Here is a 16,754-nt window from a genome sequence, read left to right as displayed (position 1 = left end):
CAACGAAGGGCACTTACAGATCTTCGGAAACGTGTTTCGACTTCATTTTTTCGGAGAAATGCACGATAATAGGACCACCGCGGAACCAGTTTTCGCACAACAAAGTATGAATGGGAATAGTTATGCCTGCGCTTCGCGTCGATCAGAATTCTGAGTTGGAAAGTGACATTGTCGATTTTGCAGCGCGATCTGAGAACGGTGATGCCGCGGGAAGCACTGCGACGACGGCTTTTCTGTCCGTCGGCGACACGTTCTCAGGGTCGTTGACCTCAGGTAGCGACAACTACGACTGGGTACGCGTTACATTGACCGCGGGGCAACGCTATACGGTTTCCCTTGATGGAAATACTTTGGACGACCCCTATTTGCGTGTTCATAATTCCTCGGGAACCGAAATCGCTGAAAATGATGATAGTAATGGCTACAATTCGGAACTCTCCTTCACAGCGACATCTTCGGGCACCTATTATCTTTCGGCAGGCAGTTATCAGAGCGCGTCATCAGGGTCGTATTCGCTGAATATAGAAGCCGAGGCCGCGCCGTCCATAGGGTCAATCAATGCGATGGCCGCCTATCTCACTGACGGGTATTGGAACGATACAGGGCGCAATCGGCATACGTTTGATACCAGCTCTTCCAATCAGATTTCAGTGGATATCACAGGGCTTTCTTCGGGGGCGCAGCAACTTGCGCGCTGGGCGTTTGAGGCTTGGGAAGCGGTTGCAAACATTGACTTTGTCGAAATTTCGGGTTCCGCAGATATTGAATTCGACGAACCCTCCTCAGGAGGGGCTTCTTCTGGTTATTCCGCCAGCGGGACAACAACGAACTCCGCGACTGTTTCCATAGACTCCTCTTGGATCGCGAGTTACGGCACATCCTTAGATAGCTATAGTTTCTCAACCTATCTTCATGAGATCGGGCACGCTCTTGGCCTTGGTCATCAAGGGAATTACAACGGCGACGCAGAATATGGCGCGGACGAAGAATTCAGCAATGACTCGTGGCAAATGTCAGTTATGTCGTATTTTGACCAAACGGAAAACACCGCTATTACGGCCAGTCGAGCTGGGGTGGTCACCGCCATGCGTTCGGATATCGTAGCGATTCAAGACCTCTATGGAACGCCGGGTGCCAGTTCGGTGTCAGCTGGCAATACGACCTATGGGGTTGGCAACACGCACGGTGGATATATGGCGGACTTGTGGAATGCCACAGTTTCCCCCAACGCCTCAATCTATGGCGGAGATCCCATCACGTTCACGATCTATGACCGTGATGGAATCGACATAATTAACTTCTCAAACGATACAAACGATCAGCGTATAGAGTTGCGGGCTGGGTATGTTTCGGATGCCTTTGGGTTGATTGGGAATATAGCCATTTCAGCAGGGACGACGATTGAACACTACATAGCGGGGAGTGGCCAAGACAGAGTCACTGGGAACAGTGCTCGCAATTATATAGATGGACGCGACGGCAACGATGTCTTGATCGGTTACGGGGGCAATGACAGGCTCTTGGGTGGCAACGGAAACGATAGATTGGTTGGTGGCACCGGCAACGACCGGCTGGAGGGCGGGTATGCCAATGATCTTCTTGGCGGAGGAGAGGGGAATGATACCGTTCTCGGCGAGGCAGGTAATGACGACCTCTATGGCGCCAATGGTAACGACCTTCTTGGTGGCGGCGATGGCTCAGACGCTTTGCATGGAGGGAATGGAGTAGACCGACTTTATGGGGCTGATGGAAATGACGCAATCTACGGCGACGCTGGCAATGACCGCGTCTATGGTGGCGATGGGAATGACCTCATAGGTGGGGGCTCTGGCGACGATTTTGTATTTGGAGATGCCGGCGAAGATCGTCTCTATGGGGGCTATGGAAACGACACGTTGTATGGCGGCTCATACTCCGACCTCCTCGACGGCGGTCCCGGTAGTGACCTGTTTAATGGTGGCGGAAGCAGCGATGAAATCACTGGTGGATCAGGGGCAGATAAGTTTTACCACTCTGGAACTTCTGTCGACGGTCGCGATGTTATAACGGACTTCAACCACTCCCAAGGAGATCGTCTCTTTATGGGTGGAAGTGCGACACGCAGTGATTTTTCCGTTGTTTATGGCCATGCCAGCGACTCCAACGGCCGACTCGGCAATGACAACATTCAAGATGCCTACATCGTTTACTCTGGAACAGGGCGCGCCGTTTGGCTTCTTACCGACGGGGCACAAGTGGGTCACATGATTGTCACTTCAGACGGAGAGTCATTCGACCTCCTAGCTTAACCCATTTCTGCGGTGCGTAAAGTTAGCGTCGTTATCGCTTGATGTTGTGACAAAAATATTTGGCCGCTGAGTTTTTTCTGAAAATCAATGCGCAGAAGGCGATCCATCACGGGGCCTTTCACTTCGCTCAAGTGAAAGGTAACACCGGATGCTGCAAGCCGCTCGTTGATGGCCTCAAGTGAATGCAGGGCGCTCATGTCAATCGCGTTCACTGCGGAACAGAGCAATATCACATGCTTCAAATCTGGGCGCTGAGCGGCAAGGTCATAGATTTGATCCTCCAAGAAACGCGCGTTGGCAAAATACAGACTTTCGTCCACTCGGAGCGTCAGGATTTCGGGGTGGATCTCAACCTCGTGACGCAAAATATTGCGAAAATGTTCGGTGTTCGGCACTTGTCCCACAATGGCCATATGGGGGCGTGAGGATTTGAACAGGTGTACCAATATGGACAGCACAACGCCTGAAGAAACGCCGATTTCAACGCCAGCTCCCAGTGTGATGACAATTGTCGTCAAAACGGCGGCAAAATCGGCTTTTGAGTAGGCCCATGTTTTTCTGAGGATCGAAAAGTCCACCAGACTCATCACAGCAACGATGATGGTGGCGGCAAGGGTCGCTTTAGGAAGAAAGAAAATAAGCGGCGTCAGGGCAAGGGCGGCAACGGCCAAGCCCATAGCGGTGAAAATCCCAGCGGCGGGCGTTTCGGCCCCTGCGTCATAGTTCACAACCGAGCGGGAAAAGCCGCCAGTCACGGGAAAACCACCGGTAAAAGCCGCTCCGAGATTGGCCGCGCCCAGCCCAATGAGTTCTTGGTTTGGGTCGATGCGTTGGCGCTTCTTTGCTGCCAGTGTTTGGGCCACGGAAATGCTTTCTACAAACCCAATCACCGAAATTAGAATCGCGGGTCCGATGAGGGCCGACAGTAGGTCTGGAGAGATATCGGGAAGGGTGAATGGCGGAAGGGATTGCGGGACCTCGCCCACAATTGCGACACCCATATCTTTAAGACCGAGCGCAAAGACCGCCACAGTGGTCAGGGCCACCGCGAAAACGGGTCCAGCTTTGGCGCCAAACTCCGCGCCCGTGGCCGACAGCCCTGCTTTCAACAGCAGAGGTTTAAGTCCCTTGCGGACCCAAAACAAAAATGCGGTGGCCAAAACGCCTAGGGTAAGGGTGATAAAGTTGGTTTGCGGCAGGCCATTGAAAAGGGAAGTGACAAGTTCAGGAAGGGTGTGTCCCTGCGCTGAAATGCCAAAGATATACTTGAGCTGGCTCGCGGCAATCAACACGCCTGAGGCTGTAATGAAACCGGAGATCACGGGATGCGACAGGAAATTGGCGAGGAAGCCGAGACGGAAGATCCCCATAAGCAGCAAGAAGCCGCCCGACAAAAAGGCGAGCGTCAGGGCTGCGATTGCATAGCCCGCCGTACCCGTCTCCGCGATGGCGCCAATGGACGCCGCGGTCATCAGGGAGACAACTGCAACCGGCCCTACGGCGAGCGCGCGGCTGGTCCCGAAAATGGCGTAAAGGATAATCGGGAGGATGGATGCATAGAGACCCGCTTCAGGTGGTAGCCCTGCTAGCAATGCGTAGGCCAACGATTGTGGGATCAACATGATCGTCACAATCAACGCGGCGACCATATCGTTGGAAAATGCCGTGCGGGAATAGGTCTTACCCCACGTGAGAATTGGCAGGTATCTATGCATGTTTTTGCCTAACTTAACTTTCCATTGCCTGTGTCCACAACGCCATCGACCGACCGCCAGAACGACAATAGGCGAGGACCGGAGTTGGCGTGTCGCCAAGTGCTGCTTTTAAATCTTTTGCCGCGGCCTCCGTGGGCTGACCGTTCACAACAGGGATATAGATCGCTTTAAGGCCAAGTTTTTGCGCGACGCGCTCAATCTCAACGAAGTTTGGTTGGTCAGAGCTTTCACCATCCGGGCGATTATCAATGATTGTTTTAAACCCAAGTTCTGCAATTCTTTCCATTTGGCTGGGCAATACTTGCTCACTCACAGAGAAAATCTCTGTGACTTTTCTGATGTTAGACACGTTTGGATCTCCTTGGATCTAGAGCTTGTTTACGGGCACTTTAAGCATGGGGTTGCCGTCTGGGTCGCGCGGAACTTCACCCGCCCGCATGTTCACTTGAAGCGACGGAATGATAAGTTTTGGAACTCCGAGCGTGGCGTCGCGTTCGGTCCGGAACTTCACGAATTCTTCCCGTGTTTTGCCTTTTCCGACGTGGATATTGTGTTCTTTTTCTTCGCCCACGGTTGTTTCCCAAGCGATATCGCGGCCATTTGGTCCGTAATCGTGACACATGAACAACCGCATATCGTCAGGCAGTTTCAATACTTTGAGGATGCTGTCATAGAGTTCGCCCGCATCTCCGCCTGGGAAATCTGCCCGTGCTGAGCCGCCGTCGGGCATGAACAACGTGTCGCCCACGAACGCAGCGTCGCCCACGACATGAACCATACAGGCTGGCGTGTGGCCCGGTGTGTACATCGCAAACGCGTTCAGGGATCCGATCTTATAGGTGTCGCCATCTTTGTATAGCGCATCAAATTGGCTACCATCTCGTTGGAATTCTGTGCCTTCATTGAAGATTTTTCCGAAGGTATCCTGAACCACCAAAATTTGGTCGCCAACGCCGATTTTCCCGCCAAGAATTCCTTGAATGTAAGGGGCGGCCGAGAGGTGATCGGCATGGACATGAGTCTCGATGATCCATTCAAGGTTAAGGCCGTTTTCGCGAATGAATGCGATGATTTTGTCCGCGTGCTCATAGGTTATGCGACCCGCAGCGTAATCAATATCCATCACGCTGTCGATGACGGCGCAGGTTTTGGTGTCCGGATCTGAGACCACATAGCTGATGGTATTTGTCGCCTCATCAAAGAAGGCCTCAACATTTGTTTTTTGTTTCATATCAACGGGATAACCAGACATAGCGTCCTCCTAGTTCAGCATTGGCGCTTTTCCAAAATGGTCGAACCTCACGATAGTTTAGAAGTTCTAGTATTAAAGAGAGCGTTTTTGGGTAGAGACAACATTTGTTTTCTTACTTAGATACACAGAACGGCTTGCGTTTCGGCGTTTCTATTGATAAATACTTATATAAGCACTTGCGTATATACAAGGGGTAAATTCATGGATATCTCAATCAACGCGCTGGACGATCATTTGGACGCCGCAGCTCATTTAATGAATATGCTATCACAACCCGTACGACTCAAGGTTCTTTGTCATCTTTTAGGGAGCGAGAAATCGGTGCAAGTGCTCACCGAAATTTGCGGACTGTCTCAGCCTGCAATGTCTCACCATTTGGCAAAGCTACGCGCCGCAGAGCTGGTCAAAACACGCCGCGACGGGCAAACGATCTATTACAGCGTCGCCTCGAAGGAAGCTGAAGCCGTCTTATCTGTGTTGCACAAAATCTACTGTGCGCCGACTCAAATTACGTAAGCCTATTAGAATTGTCGCCTGACGAAGGTTATTATGCGCAGAGTCTGATTTAGGTTAAGTCCATCAAAAGGATATATAAAATGAAACATTGGTTATTGTGGTTTATAGCTGGTATCGTCCTCGTCGCTGGGGGCATTCTCGCACTTGCTAATCCCCTTGCCGCAACTCTCACGGCGACCGCAATCGCGGCGTGGTCGTTCCTGATCGGTGGCGTTGTGCAGCTCTATGCGGCGCTCAAACATGAGGGTACGGGTAGTAAAGTATGGCCAGCCCTTGCTGGTGGTGTGAGCATTGTGCTTGGCGTTGCCTTGTTAAATAATCCGTTCGCTGGGATTATCTCGCTTACCCTTTTGGTTGCGATTCTGTTTCTTGTGATCGGCATCACCAAGGTCGTCGTCTCATTCTCTCTCAAAGGAACGGGCGCTTTTTGGCCTGTCCTTATTTCGGGCGCGTTGTCGGTTATCTTGGCTTTGATGATTTTCTCAGACTTTCCTCAATCTGCCGTTACGATTCTTGGTGTGTTGTTGGCTATTGAGTTGATTTCAAGCGGCGTTTCCCTGATTATGATGTCTCTGAATAGCAAAGCCGCCACGGCTTAATACACTTCCCCCCTCGTAGCTCTGCTGCGAGGGGGGGCGAAAGTTTTGACAATGGGCCCGACAAATGACAACTAATCAGGTCTTTCGAGCGTTCTTTATCGCTCTCAAAGATTTTGATGCTCGCGATGGTTGGATAATGTGCAGCCACGTTGCTATGGCCATTATGATGGCCATTTTTCCGTTTACGATCTTCCTGCTCGCATTGGCCAGTCAGTTAACCACAAGCTTGAATACCACCGAAATGATGGAATTGATTTTTGGCGGTTGGCCCGATGTCGTCGCCGAACCGATTATGCGTGAACTGCGTGCGGTTCTGGCCCAAGGCTCTGGGCAAACCCTCACATTGAACTTGCTCCTCACCGTTTTCTTCGCGTCGACGGGTGTTGATGCTATTCGCCGCGCGATTTCAAAGTCTTATCGTAGACCAGACCTCCGGCCCTATTGGCGCAAGCGGCTAACCTGCATATTGTTCGTTTTGTGTGGCACCATTACGTTGATTGGTGTGGCCGTCCTTCTTGTTGGCCTGCCGATCTACTTCTCGTACTTTCAGGATGTGATTCCAATTTTGCCGCTAGAAGTGCTCAATAACGAATTTTTGCGCGTGTTATTGGCTGCGACCCCCCTGATCTTCGGCGTTTTTGCATGCCATACCATTTTGACGGGCGCCAAGCGTTCGTTTCGGTCCGTATGGCCAGGTGTTTTGCTGACAATCGCGCTTTGGGTCGTTTTTGCAAAGCTGTTCACCTTTTATTTGGGGAATTTCGCGAACTATAGCGTGACCTATGCGGGCCTCGCGGGGGTGATGTCCGGGTTGATGTTTCTCTATCTCATTGCCGCCCTTCTGATTTTGGGGGCCTCTTTCAATGAAGCCCTCATTGAGCTTAAACAAAGCGAAAACCAAACTTAAACCGCAATAGGAAAGGGGTGGCGATGCTGGTGTTTCTCCTTCTAATCGGTACCATCGTTCTCTGGACGACGGCTATGCTTTTCGCCTATTTCGCGGTGGCGTCCGCGCGCACGCCGCAAGGGTCCGTGGCCTGGGTTTTTTTGCTCCTTGGTCTGCCAATGATCGGCATTCCAGCATATCTCTTTCTTGGGAATTTTCGCTTCAAAGGGTACATCGTTGCACGACGGGATTCCCAACGCGTTATTGCGAGGATCGCGGCATTCGCGAAGGAATTTGAGCCAGTTGGCGATGACGACAATGTCGGGTATCAAGCGTTTGAGAGTATCGCACAGGCCCCCATTGTTTCGGGCAATTCTGTGGAGATTCTTGTAAATGGGGCCGCATCATTTTCGAGTATGTTTGCCGCCATCGACAGTGCAAAAAGCTACATCCTCGTTCAGTTCTATATCATCAAAGACGATACCCTTGGCCGCGAGTTTAAACAGAAACTCATTGATGCCGCGCTTCGTGGTGTCCATGTGCGCCTCCTATTTGATGCGGTTGGAAGTTCAAAACTACCCACTGAATATTTGGCGGAACTCGAAGATAGTGGCATCGAGACAGTAAATGCCCATTCCCTTCACGGGCCACGCACACGGTTTCAAATCAACTTTAGAAATCATCGCAAAACTTTGGTGGTTGATGGTGTGATTGGGTTTACAGGCGGCCTCAATGTGGGGGACGAATACATGGGACGTGACCCCGCGTTTGGGCCATGGCGCGACACGCATTGCCGCCTGATCGGGCCTGTCGTGTTGCAACTCCAACTCGTGTTTTCCGAAGACTGGCACTGGGCGACAAAGCAGGTTTTGGGGGACAATCTGAATTGGTCACCCACACGTGCGCCCGAAAATATGGATGCGCTGCTTATGGCCACGGGCCCTGCGGATACTCTCGAAACAGGCAGCCTCTATTTCTGTGCCGCTATTTCCGCCGCGAAAAACCGGATTTGGATTGCCTCCCCCTATTTGGTTCCAGATGTTGATATTCTGACCGTTTTGAAGCTGGCAGCCCTGCGCGGAGTCGACGTTCGGATCATGGTACCCGAGAAGGCCGACCACTATCTTACATGGCTGGCAGCCTTCGCCTTTTTTGACGAATTGCGCGAGGTCGGAGTGAAGATCTTGAAGTATCAAGACGGGTTCATGCATCAGAAAGTTCTGGTCGTTGATGAGGCAATCGCATCAATTGGTACAACAAATATGGACAACCGCTCCTGTCGGTTAAACTTCGAGGCTACGGTTATGGTTTTTGATAAGCGAGCCGCGTGCGCCGTGGCGGCAATGTTGGAAGAAGATTTCACGCGTTGTAAAATGGTGGCCTATAACCTTAACGAGAAGTCGAGATTGTTGCGCGTCGGTGCGCCGATCGCGCGTCTATTCGCCCCTCTGCTTTAGCTGTCGCAAGATCCATTAATTGCGTTCCCTTCCGCAGAAGTTTGACGTACCAACGAGGACTTTATAGGCACACCTTCCAGAAAACAAAAATCGCTCGGGGAAATATGTCGGGGAAAAAGAAGCAATCGCTTGGAAAAAAGATGGTAAACAGTCGGGCTGTGAGCCGGATTGTTGCCAAAATTCTGGCTAATTATGTGCGCTTTGTTTGGCTGACAACCCGTTGGGAAAGCAAAGGCTTTGAAGACATGCGGGCGGCTCTTAAAAACGGTCCGATCATCGTTGTTCTGTGGCACCAGCGCCTCCTCATGGCGCCGTATCTGTTTGACCTCAAAGCGGGACGAATTTGCTCGCTAACGTCGGAAGCAAAGGGCGGGCGCATGGCTGGGCTCGTGCAAACCGAATTTGGATTTGAAACCATCGCGATGCCCAAGGGAGAGGGCGGTTTTTCTATGTCCCGCGAGGTTCTACGAAAAATGCGCGAGGGCGTTTCGGTGGGGATCGCGGTGGACGGAACAACTGGCCCCGCCCGCGTTGCCAAAACCGCGCCTTTGCTTTGGGCGCGCGCAACCGGTTGCCCAATTTTTGTTGCCGCATTTGCAACCAAGCGGCACAAGATTTTCGGAGCCTCATGGGATCAAGCGATGGTGGCGTGGCCGTTTAACAAAGGTGTTCGGTATTGCGAGCGGTGGCCGCACGAAGTACCGCGCAAAGTGTCAGAGGTCGAAATGGAACGTCTAAGGCTTCAACTGGAAGCCTCGCTAGACGACATAACTGAGCGTGTGGATGCAAAACTTGACATCAACGTGCGGCGAACGCGTCCTCACGATTGATTTGCGTCTAGTCGCAGGCTAGCCTTTCCCAAAGGGGATACGCAACGCATGCAGGACACACACGACAAACCACGGCTAGAGGCCTCGGACCCGCCAGAAATTGGCAAAATTACCCTATTTGAGCTTCGGGCCTGTATTGCAATGGGCGCGAGTGATTTCAAACGGGCGCCGCTTTTTGGTGTATTTTTCAGCAGTTTTTACGTGATCTGCGGCATTATCCTCGGTGTCAGTGGCGCGGGGACATTTGCGTGGACTCTCATGCTTTCGCTTGGGTTTCCCCTCGTGGCGCCCTTTGCCGCGGTTGGCCTCTATGAGGTCAGTCGACGGCTTGAGGTTGGCGAGCCGTTGGGATGGTCGGATATTTTGGGCGTCGTTTGGCGCGAACGGGGGCGGCAAGTCCCATGGGTTGGCGCAATTCTGGTCATCATTTTCCTGTTTTGGAGCTTCTTTGCCCATATGTCGCTGGCCCTTTTTCTGGGCAATATGTCACTCACCAATATCTCGACCTCGTGGGAAATATTCGCGACACCCCAAGGACAGATGCTCATCGGATTTGAGTTTATCGTTGGCGGTTTGGTCGCGTTTCTGGTTTATGCCCTGACCGTGGTTTCCCTGCCGCTTCTTTTGGACCGGGAAATCGATTTTGTGACCGCAATGATTGTTTCCGTAAAAACCGTGGCCGAAAACAAGATCGTCATGTTGGTTTGGGCGGGGGTCATCGGCCTCTCGATGCTTGCGGCCATGCTGCCCTATTTCCTCGGGCTTTTTGTTGCGCTGCCGATCTTGGGGCACGCGACGTGGCACCTCTATCGTCGGGCGCTATATTTTCCCGTTTGAGGCCTTAAATATCGGCGAATTCATTCAAGTCGATGTCATGAATGAAATAATCGGGGTACAAATTTATCCCGACTGCGAAATGCAACTGTAGGCCCGTTAGGTGGGCTTCCATTGCTGCAACGGCGCCATCACCGTCGCCGCTTTCCATGGCTTCAATAATCGCCATATGTTCGTTCTCGACCATTTCGGCGCGTCGCTCTTTTGGAAGCTTTAGGGTTAAGCATCGATACCTGTCGATTTGCACTTTAACCTGTTGAATGAGCTTCCAAAGGCCGGGGAGGCGACCGATTGAGGCGATGGTCGCGTGAAACTCTTCGTCGACCAAATGAAGGGCGCTTATGTTCGCTCGGTCCGTAATTTCTCGGTGTCTCTCAACACAGGCCCGGAGACTCAAAATCTGGCTGCGTGTGGCCAAACGTGTGGCCGAGCGCACGGTCACCGCCTCAAGAGCGCGACGTGCAATAAGCGCTTCGGGGAGGGCGGAAACCGGTATCCTTGCGACGAAGGTTCCCGATTTCGGCACCACTTCAACCAGCTTCTCGTCCGATAAACGTAGGATCGCTTCGCGCACGGGTGTACGACTTACACCTTCGGTGAGCGCCGTTGCGTTTTCTGAAATTGGCGTGCCTGGAGGAAGCTCAAGGCTAATGATCTGAGCGTGCAGACGGTTGTAGATTGAATCCGAAATTGTGGAGGTTGAACGCTTGAGTAAGCCCATGCGGCCCTCTGGGGCAGAATTCGGCGCGCGACGGCGACGTTGGGCAGGCGAACTTGCAACAATTGGCTTTGCCATTTCTTCCCCTCCCAGGGTGATTCCTCAAAGCTTCTACACCAAGCCGCTCTTATTGAACAAAATTTTCCGCCTTGATTTCGTTAATAACTTGTATACTAATTATACTAGAAGCCGTCAAGAAACGCAGTAGCTCTGTTTTTTCGGGCGATTTGGATAGGCTTGGAGTTTTTCAAGCTAATGGGAGGATACAATGAAATTTACTAAAATCACGACGGCCTTGGCCGCAGGCGTACTTGCAATGACATCCGCTTCGGTTGCATTTGCGACGGAAACACTAAAGTTTGCGCATGTTTATGAGATCGGTTCGCCGTATCATAAAAACGCGGAATGGGCCGCAGAAGAGATTGCTAAGAAGACTGATGGTCGCGTTGAAATGAAAGTCTTTCCAGCATCTTCGCTTGGGAAAGAAGTTGAAATCAACGAAGGTCTCGGCATCGGCGCTGTAGACGTTATCTATACGGGCCCAAGCTTTGTTGAGCGGTATTATGGCCCCATCGCAATTTCCGATTACCCATTCATCATGCGTGGATTTGATCACTGGGAATCCTATCGTGGAAGCGAACTCTTTGCTGAGCTGTCCGAAGGTTACCATGAAGCAACTGGAAACCAAGTTTTGGGCCTCGTCTATTATGGCCAGCGTCACGTGACATCCAACAAGCCAATCTTGGTGCCAGAAGACATGAAGGGTCTTAAGATCCGTGTGCCTAACTCACCGCTTATGTTGATGTTCCCGAATGCAGTTGGCGCAAACCCAACACCAATGGCGTTCTCCGAAGTTTATCTTGCCCTTCAGCAAGGTGTTGTTGACGCACAAGAAAACCCGCTTCCAACAATTCAGTTCAAGAAGTTCTATGAGGTTCAATCCAACATTAACCTTACAGGCCACATCCTAAACTCCCTTCTGATCATCGCTTCCGACGACGCTCTTGCGCGTTTGGGTGATGACGAAGCCGTGGTACGCGAAGTTCTTATTGAAGCTGCCAAGAGATCGTCGGACGAAATTTATCAAGCCGAGACAGATCTTATTTCTTGGTTCCGCGATCAAGGCATCACGGTCAATGAAATTGACAAAGCTCCTTTCCAAGCAGCTGTGAAACCATTGCTCACTGGCGACGGCGTTCCATACACTTTGGATCACTACAAGCGCCTCGGCGAGCTTTGATCTGAACGGATTGTGGGAACAGAAATGAACAATCCCAACGACAGTCAGGGCGCGCAAGACGCGCGCTCTGAATTCGTTTTCATGGACTCGGAAGTAGACATCTCGGATTTCGGCACTGCTGACTTGCCAGGTCTTATTGCCCTATGGGGTCTCTCAATTGTGGTTTTCGTACAGTTCTTCACGCGGTATGTGTTGAACGATAGCCTCGCTTGGACCGAAGAGCTTGCGCGTTATGTGCTTGTTGTTGTTGCCTTTTTCGGAGCAATTTCGGTAAGCCGTAAGGGCACGCATATTTTCCTCGAATTCTTCTATCGTTACCTCTCTCCTGTCGCGGGCAAATGGCTTACCGTCGCGATGGAGATACTGACGATGCTGTTTTGGGCCTTTATGTCGCTTCAGGCGTATAAGCTTGCTCTCAAAACAAAAACCAAAATGGCCTCGATGGAGTTTCCAAAGAACGCCCTTTATTACGCCGTCTCATTCAGCCTCGCTGTGATGGCATTGTATTCCCTTTGGTGGCTCATCCACAAAATCCGTCAGTCGCCAGAAGACGTCCTTCGTGAAATCGAAGAGAGCGCCTTGCATGACGTTCCAAAATAGATAGCGAGCAGCACTATGGCTTTGGCCCTTCTCTTTATTATTCTCTTTCTGCTCCTCATTGCAGGAGCCCCTGTGGCGGTTGCACTGGGTGTCGCGTCGCTTGCGTTCACACTCATTGATGGTGTGCCAAGCATGGTAGTTTTGCACCGTATGGTCGGGGGGATTGATAGCTTCCCGTTAATCGCAGTTCCGTTTTTTATCATGGCGGGTCACTTGATGAACTCCGCTGGTGTGACGACGAAAATTTTCGCCTTCGCACGGTCGGCTGTGGGCTGGATGTACGGGGGTCTCGGCCACGTAAACGTTGGTGCCAGCATCATTTTCGCTGGGATGTCGGGCGCAGCGGTTGCTGACGCGGGAGGCCTCGGGAACATCGAAATCAAAGCCATGCGTGAAGCAGGCTATGACACGGATTTCTCGGTTGGCATCACGGCCGCCTCCTCAACAATCGGGCCGATCATTCCGCCCTCACTTCCCCTCGTGGTGTACGGCGTTATTGCGGACACATCTATCGGACAGCTGTTCGCTGCGGGTCTTATCCCCGGTCTTCTGATGGCTTTTTCCCTGATGATCATGGTTGCGGTCTATGCGAAAATTCGCAACTACCCCCGCGATGACCGCTTTCGGTTGAACGTATTCCTGAAGGCATTTGTTCAAGCGATTTTGCCCTTGTTTACCCCGATTATCATTGTTGGCGGTATCCTCTTTGGCATCTTTACTCCAACCGAAGCCGCAATTGCCGCTGTTGCCTATTCCTTGTTCCTCGGGCTTGTTGTCTACCGGACGTTGAATTTCAAACGCATCCTGCGCGTTTCGATGGACACGGTTGAGACCACAGCTTCGATCATGATGATCGTCGCCGCCTCCACCATTTTCGCATGGATTTTGACGTCCGAACAGGTTGCTCAGTCCTTTGCAAACGAGTTGTTGGGCTTCACTGATAACAAAACCGCAATCTTGTTGATCATGATGCTGATTGTTCTGGTTGTTGGGTGTTTCATGGAAACAATTGCTGCCATTACAATTCTGACGCCCGTGCTTCTGCCCGTGGCGATGACGATCGGTGTTGATCCGGTGCACTTCGGGATTATCCTAATCCTGAACTTGATGATCGGCTTGCTCACCCCGCCCGTTGGCATGGTTCTTTATGTGCTCGCCAAAGTGTCGGATGTGCCGTTTGAGCGCTGCGTTGTGGCGACGGCTCCGTTCTTGGTTCCGCTGATTTCGGTGCTCCTTTTGCTGACGTTCATTCCGGAATTGTCGATGTGGCTTCCAACCAAGCTTTATCGTTAAATCATTAGGTGGCGTGATCGTCGCTTCTCAAAATACCTCAGAAAGTTGCAAAATGTCTTCTCTACCTTCGTTCGACCTCACGGGCAAAACTGCCCTCGTCACTGGCTGTAAACGCGGCATTGGCAAAGGCATCACGGTCGCGCTCGCGGCTGCTGGCGCGAACATCATCGGGGTCAGTGCTTCGCTTGAAAAAACAGGAAGCGCCGTTGCCAAGGAAGTCGAAGCCCTTGGCCGCACCTTCACGGCTTATCAATGTGACTTTAGCGATCGCAAAGCTGTCACCGCTTTTGCTGCAGCCGTCCAAGCGGACCATCCCACAATTGATATTTTGGTGAATAACGCGGGCACAATAAAACGTGCCCCTGCCGCTGAACATCCCGACGAAATGTGGGACGAAGTCATCGAAGTTAATTTGAACGCCCAGTTTGTTCTTAGCCGCGAAATTGGCAAAAACATGGTTGCGCGCGGTTCTGGGAAAATCATCTTCACCGCTTCGCTTTTGACTTTCCAAGGCGGCATTACCGTTCCCGGTTATGCGGCATCCAAAGGCGCAATCGGGCAATTAACCAAAGCTCTGGCCAACGAATGGGCGGGCAAAGGCGTGAACGTCAACGCCATCGCACCCGGCTATATCGCCACCGACAACACCCAAGCTTTGCAGGACGATCCGGACCGCGCGCGCTCCATTCTTGAACGCATTCCCGCGGGCCGTTGGGGCCAGCCTGAAGACTTCGCCGGCCCTGCGGTCTTCCTCGCATCCGACGCGGCGAATTATGTGCATGGCACAATCTTAACCGTTGATGGCGGTTGGATGGGTCGTTAACCGCCCCTTCCTGACACATGCAAAAAGGGCCGCGATCAACTCGCGGCCCTTTTTGTTGAATATGTCTGCTTCACGGTTGTTTAAGCAGGGTTTCCCCTAGCAAGTATAGTTCATTCCAAGGCGCCCGCCGTCGACGTAGATCGTTTCGCCGGTGATATAGCTGGCCTTTTCGGAAGCCAAAAACGCCACCACATCGCCGATTTCACGTGCCGTACCGAGGCGCTTAAGCGGCGTCCGTGACAGCAGTGTTTCCATCGCCTTCGGGTTGCCATTCACGCTCGACAACATTTCGGTGTCGATGGATCCGGGTCCAACCGCATTGACGCGAATGCCGTGTGGCGCAAGAGCGAGCGACGTCGCTTTTGTCATCTGCATTACGCCACCTTTGGACGTGCAATACGCGACGATGGTTGGGATCGAGACCACCGCATTCACCGACGACATGTTTACAATCGCGCCTTTGATGCCATTCGCGACCATGGTTTTCGCTGCGCGCTGTGTGGCAAGGAAAACGCCAACCGTATTGATGCTCAGAACTTTCTGGAAATCCTCAAGCGAGGTTTCAAGGAAGTCGGAAGGGATCGACACGCCCGCGTTGTTTACAAGGATGGAAACGTTGCCAACTTCGGCTTCGATTTTATCAAACATCGCGGTGATTTGCGCAGGGTCGCTCATGTCGCAGGTAATTGCTACGGCGTCATTTCCCAATTCCTCGGCGGCTTTCTGCGCGCCTGCTCCGTTAATATCGGCGACAACAATCCGTGCACCATTCTCTGCAATCGCTTGGGCGCAAGCAAATCCGATGCCTTGGGCACCACCGGTAATAAGGGCAATAGGGCGTGACATATGAACTCCAGTTTTTGTGTTAGGGGGTATCGATGAACCCAACTTGTGCGCATGTCAATGTTTGTTAAGGGCGCGGGTGTGCGTCTAAAACAAAGTCCCGTTTTTGAGCCAACCAAGGCCCGCGTCGGTGGTCGCGACGGGCTTGTATTCCGCACCAATGGCACCGCCATAGCCTATCTTGCTCAAGTGCCTAAAAATATGGGCATAGTTCACTTCCCCACAATCAGGCTCGGAGCGCTCGGGTACGGAAGCAATCTGAACATGACCGATGAGCGGCAGAAGTTTGATCAAACGGCGGCTCAAATCCCCCTCCATGATTTGCACGTGATAGCAATCAAACATGAGTTTGAGATTTTCTGCGCCAACCTCCGCGATAATGGCTGCGGCTTGAGACGTGGTTTGCAAAAAGTAATCTGGCGCATCATAGGCATTGAGGGGTTCAATCAGAATTGTGATCCCCCGCAAGGCGGCTTGGGTACAAGCATATTTCAAATTCTCTACAAAGCAGTTGTGCGCCGCCGAGCCACTGGCAAAACCTGCCATCGCATGCACATTCGGCGTTCCGGTTACCACGGCATACGAAAGCGCCTGATCAATCGAAGCGCGGGCTTCGACCTCCCGCCCAACCAATGCCAAAAGCCCATTCATGCCAGTACCGCCTCGTGAAGTATTCAGACCGAGCATGCGCATGTCGACACTTTCAAGCGTGGCGCGCAAGTCCTTTGCGTCCGTATCATAGGGCCAGTGGCACTCAACGGCGTCAAAACCCGCTTCCTTTGCGGCGTGGATGGCCTCTAGTAGGGGCAGCTCTTTCCATAAAAAGCCAAGGTTTGCCGAAATAGGAATTGCCATTGAGC

17 protein-coding genes are annotated in these 16,754 nt (G+C 52.1%); 11 read left to right on the top strand and 6 right to left on the bottom strand.

The window, feature by feature from the left end; genetic code table 11:
* The first annotated feature begins 122 nt into the window (after positions 1–122).
* Positions 123–2,288: a M10 family metallopeptidase C-terminal domain-containing protein gene (locus tag AB9F29_RS12110; RefSeq protein ID WP_369755851.1), complete on the top strand. Its 2,166-nt coding sequence runs from the start codon at positions 123–125 to the stop codon at positions 2,286–2,288.
* Here the strand turns inward: AB9F29_RS12110 and AB9F29_RS12105 are convergent.
* From AB9F29_RS12105 to AB9F29_RS12095, 3 genes are read right to left on the bottom strand one after another with little or no spacing between them, the layout of a single operon-like run.
* Complete coding sequence (locus AB9F29_RS12105; protein WP_369755850.1) at positions 2,285–4,003, bottom strand: SulP family inorganic anion transporter; 1,719 nt, start codon at positions 4,001–4,003, stop codon at positions 2,285–2,287. The genes AB9F29_RS12110 and AB9F29_RS12105 overlap by 4 nt on opposite strands.
* A 13-nt stretch (positions 4,004–4,016) precedes the next feature.
* Entirely contained in the window at positions 4,017–4,352 is a 336-nt protein-coding gene (locus AB9F29_RS12100) for a TIGR01244 family sulfur transferase (protein ID WP_369755849.1), read from the bottom strand.
* An 18-nt stretch (positions 4,353–4,370) separates the two neighbouring features.
* Positions 4,371–5,255 (bottom strand): MBL fold metallo-hydrolase, encoded by an 885-nt coding sequence (locus AB9F29_RS12095; protein WP_335584578.1) that lies wholly within the window; start codon positions 5,253–5,255, stop codon positions 4,371–4,373.
* A gap of 201 nt (positions 5,256–5,456) precedes the next feature.
* Here AB9F29_RS12095 and AB9F29_RS12090 point away from each other — a divergent pair, with 201 nt between their 5' ends.
* The 6 genes from AB9F29_RS12090 (at position 5,457) to AB9F29_RS12065 (ending at position 10,380) form a co-directional block, all read left to right on the top strand.
* Positions 5,457–5,771, top strand: a complete 315-nt coding sequence (locus AB9F29_RS12090; protein ID WP_335584579.1) for a metalloregulator ArsR/SmtB family transcription factor — start codon at positions 5,457–5,459, stop codon at positions 5,769–5,771.
* A gap of 80 nt (positions 5,772–5,851) precedes the next feature.
* Positions 5,852–6,370, top strand: a complete 519-nt coding sequence (locus AB9F29_RS12085; RefSeq protein WP_039000327.1) for an HdeD family acid-resistance protein — start codon at positions 5,852–5,854, stop codon at positions 6,368–6,370.
* A 64-nt stretch (positions 6,371–6,434) separates the two neighbouring features.
* Positions 6,435–7,277, top strand: a complete 843-nt coding sequence (locus AB9F29_RS12080) for a YihY/virulence factor BrkB family protein (protein WP_369755848.1) — start codon at positions 6,435–6,437, stop codon at positions 7,275–7,277.
* 23 nt (positions 7,278–7,300) lie between these two features.
* Positions 7,301–8,713 carry a cardiolipin synthase gene (gene cls, locus AB9F29_RS12075; protein WP_369755847.1) on the top strand — a complete coding sequence of 471 codons (1,413 nt, stop codon included), beginning with the start codon at positions 7,301–7,303 and terminating at the stop codon, positions 8,711–8,713.
* A 140-nt stretch (positions 8,714–8,853) separates the two neighbouring features.
* Positions 8,854–9,543, top strand: a complete 690-nt coding sequence (locus tag AB9F29_RS12070; protein WP_369755846.1) for a lysophospholipid acyltransferase family protein — start codon at positions 8,854–8,856, stop codon at positions 9,541–9,543.
* Positions 9,544–9,591: 48 nt separating this feature from the next.
* Positions 9,592–10,380: a DUF2189 domain-containing protein gene (locus tag AB9F29_RS12065; protein ID WP_369755845.1), complete on the top strand. Its 789-nt coding sequence runs from the start codon at positions 9,592–9,594 to the stop codon at positions 10,378–10,380.
* A 4-nt stretch (positions 10,381–10,384) separates the two neighbouring features.
* Here the strand turns inward: AB9F29_RS12065 and AB9F29_RS12060 are convergent, their stop codons facing one another.
* Positions 10,385–11,173 (bottom strand): GntR family transcriptional regulator, encoded by a 789-nt coding sequence (locus AB9F29_RS12060; protein ID WP_335584584.1) that lies wholly within the window; start codon positions 11,171–11,173, stop codon positions 10,385–10,387.
* A gap of 190 nt (positions 11,174–11,363) precedes the next feature.
* Here AB9F29_RS12060 and AB9F29_RS12055 point away from each other — a divergent pair, with 190 nt between their 5' ends.
* The 4 genes from AB9F29_RS12055 to AB9F29_RS12040 are packed head-to-tail and all read left to right on the top strand — an operon-like array spanning position 11,364 to position 15,051.
* Positions 11,364–12,335 carry a sialic acid TRAP transporter substrate-binding protein SiaP gene (locus tag AB9F29_RS12055; RefSeq protein WP_335584585.1) on the top strand — a complete coding sequence of 324 codons (972 nt, stop codon included), beginning with the start codon at positions 11,364–11,366 and terminating at the stop codon, positions 12,333–12,335.
* Between the two features lie 24 nt (positions 12,336–12,359).
* On the top strand, positions 12,360–12,935 hold the full coding sequence (locus tag AB9F29_RS12050) for a TRAP transporter small permease (RefSeq protein ID WP_335584586.1): 576 nt from the start codon (positions 12,360–12,362) through the stop codon (positions 12,933–12,935).
* 15 nt (positions 12,936–12,950) lie between these two features.
* On the top strand, positions 12,951–14,228 hold the full coding sequence (locus AB9F29_RS12045) for a TRAP transporter large permease (RefSeq protein WP_335584587.1): 1,278 nt from the start codon (positions 12,951–12,953) through the stop codon (positions 14,226–14,228).
* A gap of 52 nt (positions 14,229–14,280) precedes the next feature.
* Positions 14,281–15,051 carry an SDR family oxidoreductase gene (locus AB9F29_RS12040; RefSeq protein ID WP_369755844.1) on the top strand — a complete coding sequence of 257 codons (771 nt, stop codon included), beginning with the start codon at positions 14,281–14,283 and terminating at the stop codon, positions 15,049–15,051.
* Positions 15,052–15,147: 96 nt separating this feature from the next.
* Here the strand turns inward: AB9F29_RS12040 and AB9F29_RS12035 are convergent, their stop codons facing one another.
* Together AB9F29_RS12035 and AB9F29_RS12030 are read right to left on the bottom strand one after the other, a co-directional pair.
* Positions 15,148–15,897, bottom strand: a complete 750-nt coding sequence (locus AB9F29_RS12035; protein WP_335584589.1) for an SDR family oxidoreductase — start codon at positions 15,895–15,897, stop codon at positions 15,148–15,150.
* Between the two features lie 84 nt (positions 15,898–15,981).
* A complete protein-coding gene (locus AB9F29_RS12030) occupies positions 15,982–16,743 on the bottom strand; it encodes a hydroxypyruvate isomerase family protein (RefSeq protein ID WP_369755873.1) in 762 nt (253 codons plus the stop codon).
* Positions 16,744–16,754: the final 11 nt, after the last annotated feature.

Source organism: Falsihalocynthiibacter sp. S25ZX9, from assembly GCF_041205405.1.
Taxonomy (GTDB): Bacteria; Pseudomonadota; Alphaproteobacteria; order Rhodobacterales; family Rhodobacteraceae; genus Falsihalocynthiibacter; species Falsihalocynthiibacter arcticus.
The sequence above is the reverse complement of the archived record's forward strand: the minus strand, read 5'-3'. Positions and strand labels throughout refer to the sequence as shown.

What these genes read in the sequence shown, in the direction of transcription:
- AB9F29_RS12035 (WP_335584589.1), bottom strand. Translation starts at nt 15,897, where the DNA reads ATGTCACGCCCTATTGCCCTTATTACCGGTGGTGCCCAAGGCATCGGA.
- AB9F29_RS12045 (WP_335584587.1), top strand. Translation starts at nt 12,951, where the DNA reads ATGGCTTTGGCCCTTCTCTTTATTATTCTCTTTCTGCTCCTCATTGCA.
- AB9F29_RS12085 (WP_039000327.1), top strand. Translation starts at nt 5,852, where the DNA reads ATGAAACATTGGTTATTGTGGTTTATAGCTGGTATCGTCCTCGTCGCT.
- AB9F29_RS12040 (WP_369755844.1), top strand. Translation starts at nt 14,281, where the DNA reads ATGTCTTCTCTACCTTCGTTCGACCTCACGGGCAAAACTGCCCTCGTC.
- AB9F29_RS12110 (WP_369755851.1), top strand. Translation starts at nt 123, where the DNA reads ATGCCTGCGCTTCGCGTCGATCAGAATTCTGAGTTGGAAAGTGACATT.
- AB9F29_RS12055 (WP_335584585.1), top strand. Translation starts at nt 11,364, where the DNA reads ATGAAATTTACTAAAATCACGACGGCCTTGGCCGCAGGCGTACTTGCA.
- AB9F29_RS12080 (WP_369755848.1), top strand. Translation starts at nt 6,435, where the DNA reads ATGACAACTAATCAGGTCTTTCGAGCGTTCTTTATCGCTCTCAAAGAT.
- cls (WP_369755847.1), top strand. Translation starts at nt 7,301, where the DNA reads ATGCTGGTGTTTCTCCTTCTAATCGGTACCATCGTTCTCTGGACGACG.
- AB9F29_RS12070 (WP_369755846.1), top strand. Translation starts at nt 8,854, where the DNA reads ATGGTAAACAGTCGGGCTGTGAGCCGGATTGTTGCCAAAATTCTGGCT.
- AB9F29_RS12060 (WP_335584584.1), bottom strand. Translation starts at nt 11,173, where the DNA reads ATGGCAAAGCCAATTGTTGCAAGTTCGCCTGCCCAACGTCGCCGTCGC.
- AB9F29_RS12095 (WP_335584578.1), bottom strand. Translation starts at nt 5,255, where the DNA reads ATGTCTGGTTATCCCGTTGATATGAAACAAAAAACAAATGTTGAGGCC.
- AB9F29_RS12090 (WP_335584579.1), top strand. Translation starts at nt 5,457, where the DNA reads ATGGATATCTCAATCAACGCGCTGGACGATCATTTGGACGCCGCAGCT.
- AB9F29_RS12105 (WP_369755850.1), bottom strand. Translation starts at nt 4,003, where the DNA reads ATGCATAGATACCTGCCAATTCTCACGTGGGGTAAGACCTATTCCCGC.
- AB9F29_RS12050 (WP_335584586.1), top strand. Translation starts at nt 12,360, where the DNA reads ATGAACAATCCCAACGACAGTCAGGGCGCGCAAGACGCGCGCTCTGAA.
- AB9F29_RS12065 (WP_369755845.1), top strand. Translation starts at nt 9,592, where the DNA reads ATGCAGGACACACACGACAAACCACGGCTAGAGGCCTCGGACCCGCCA.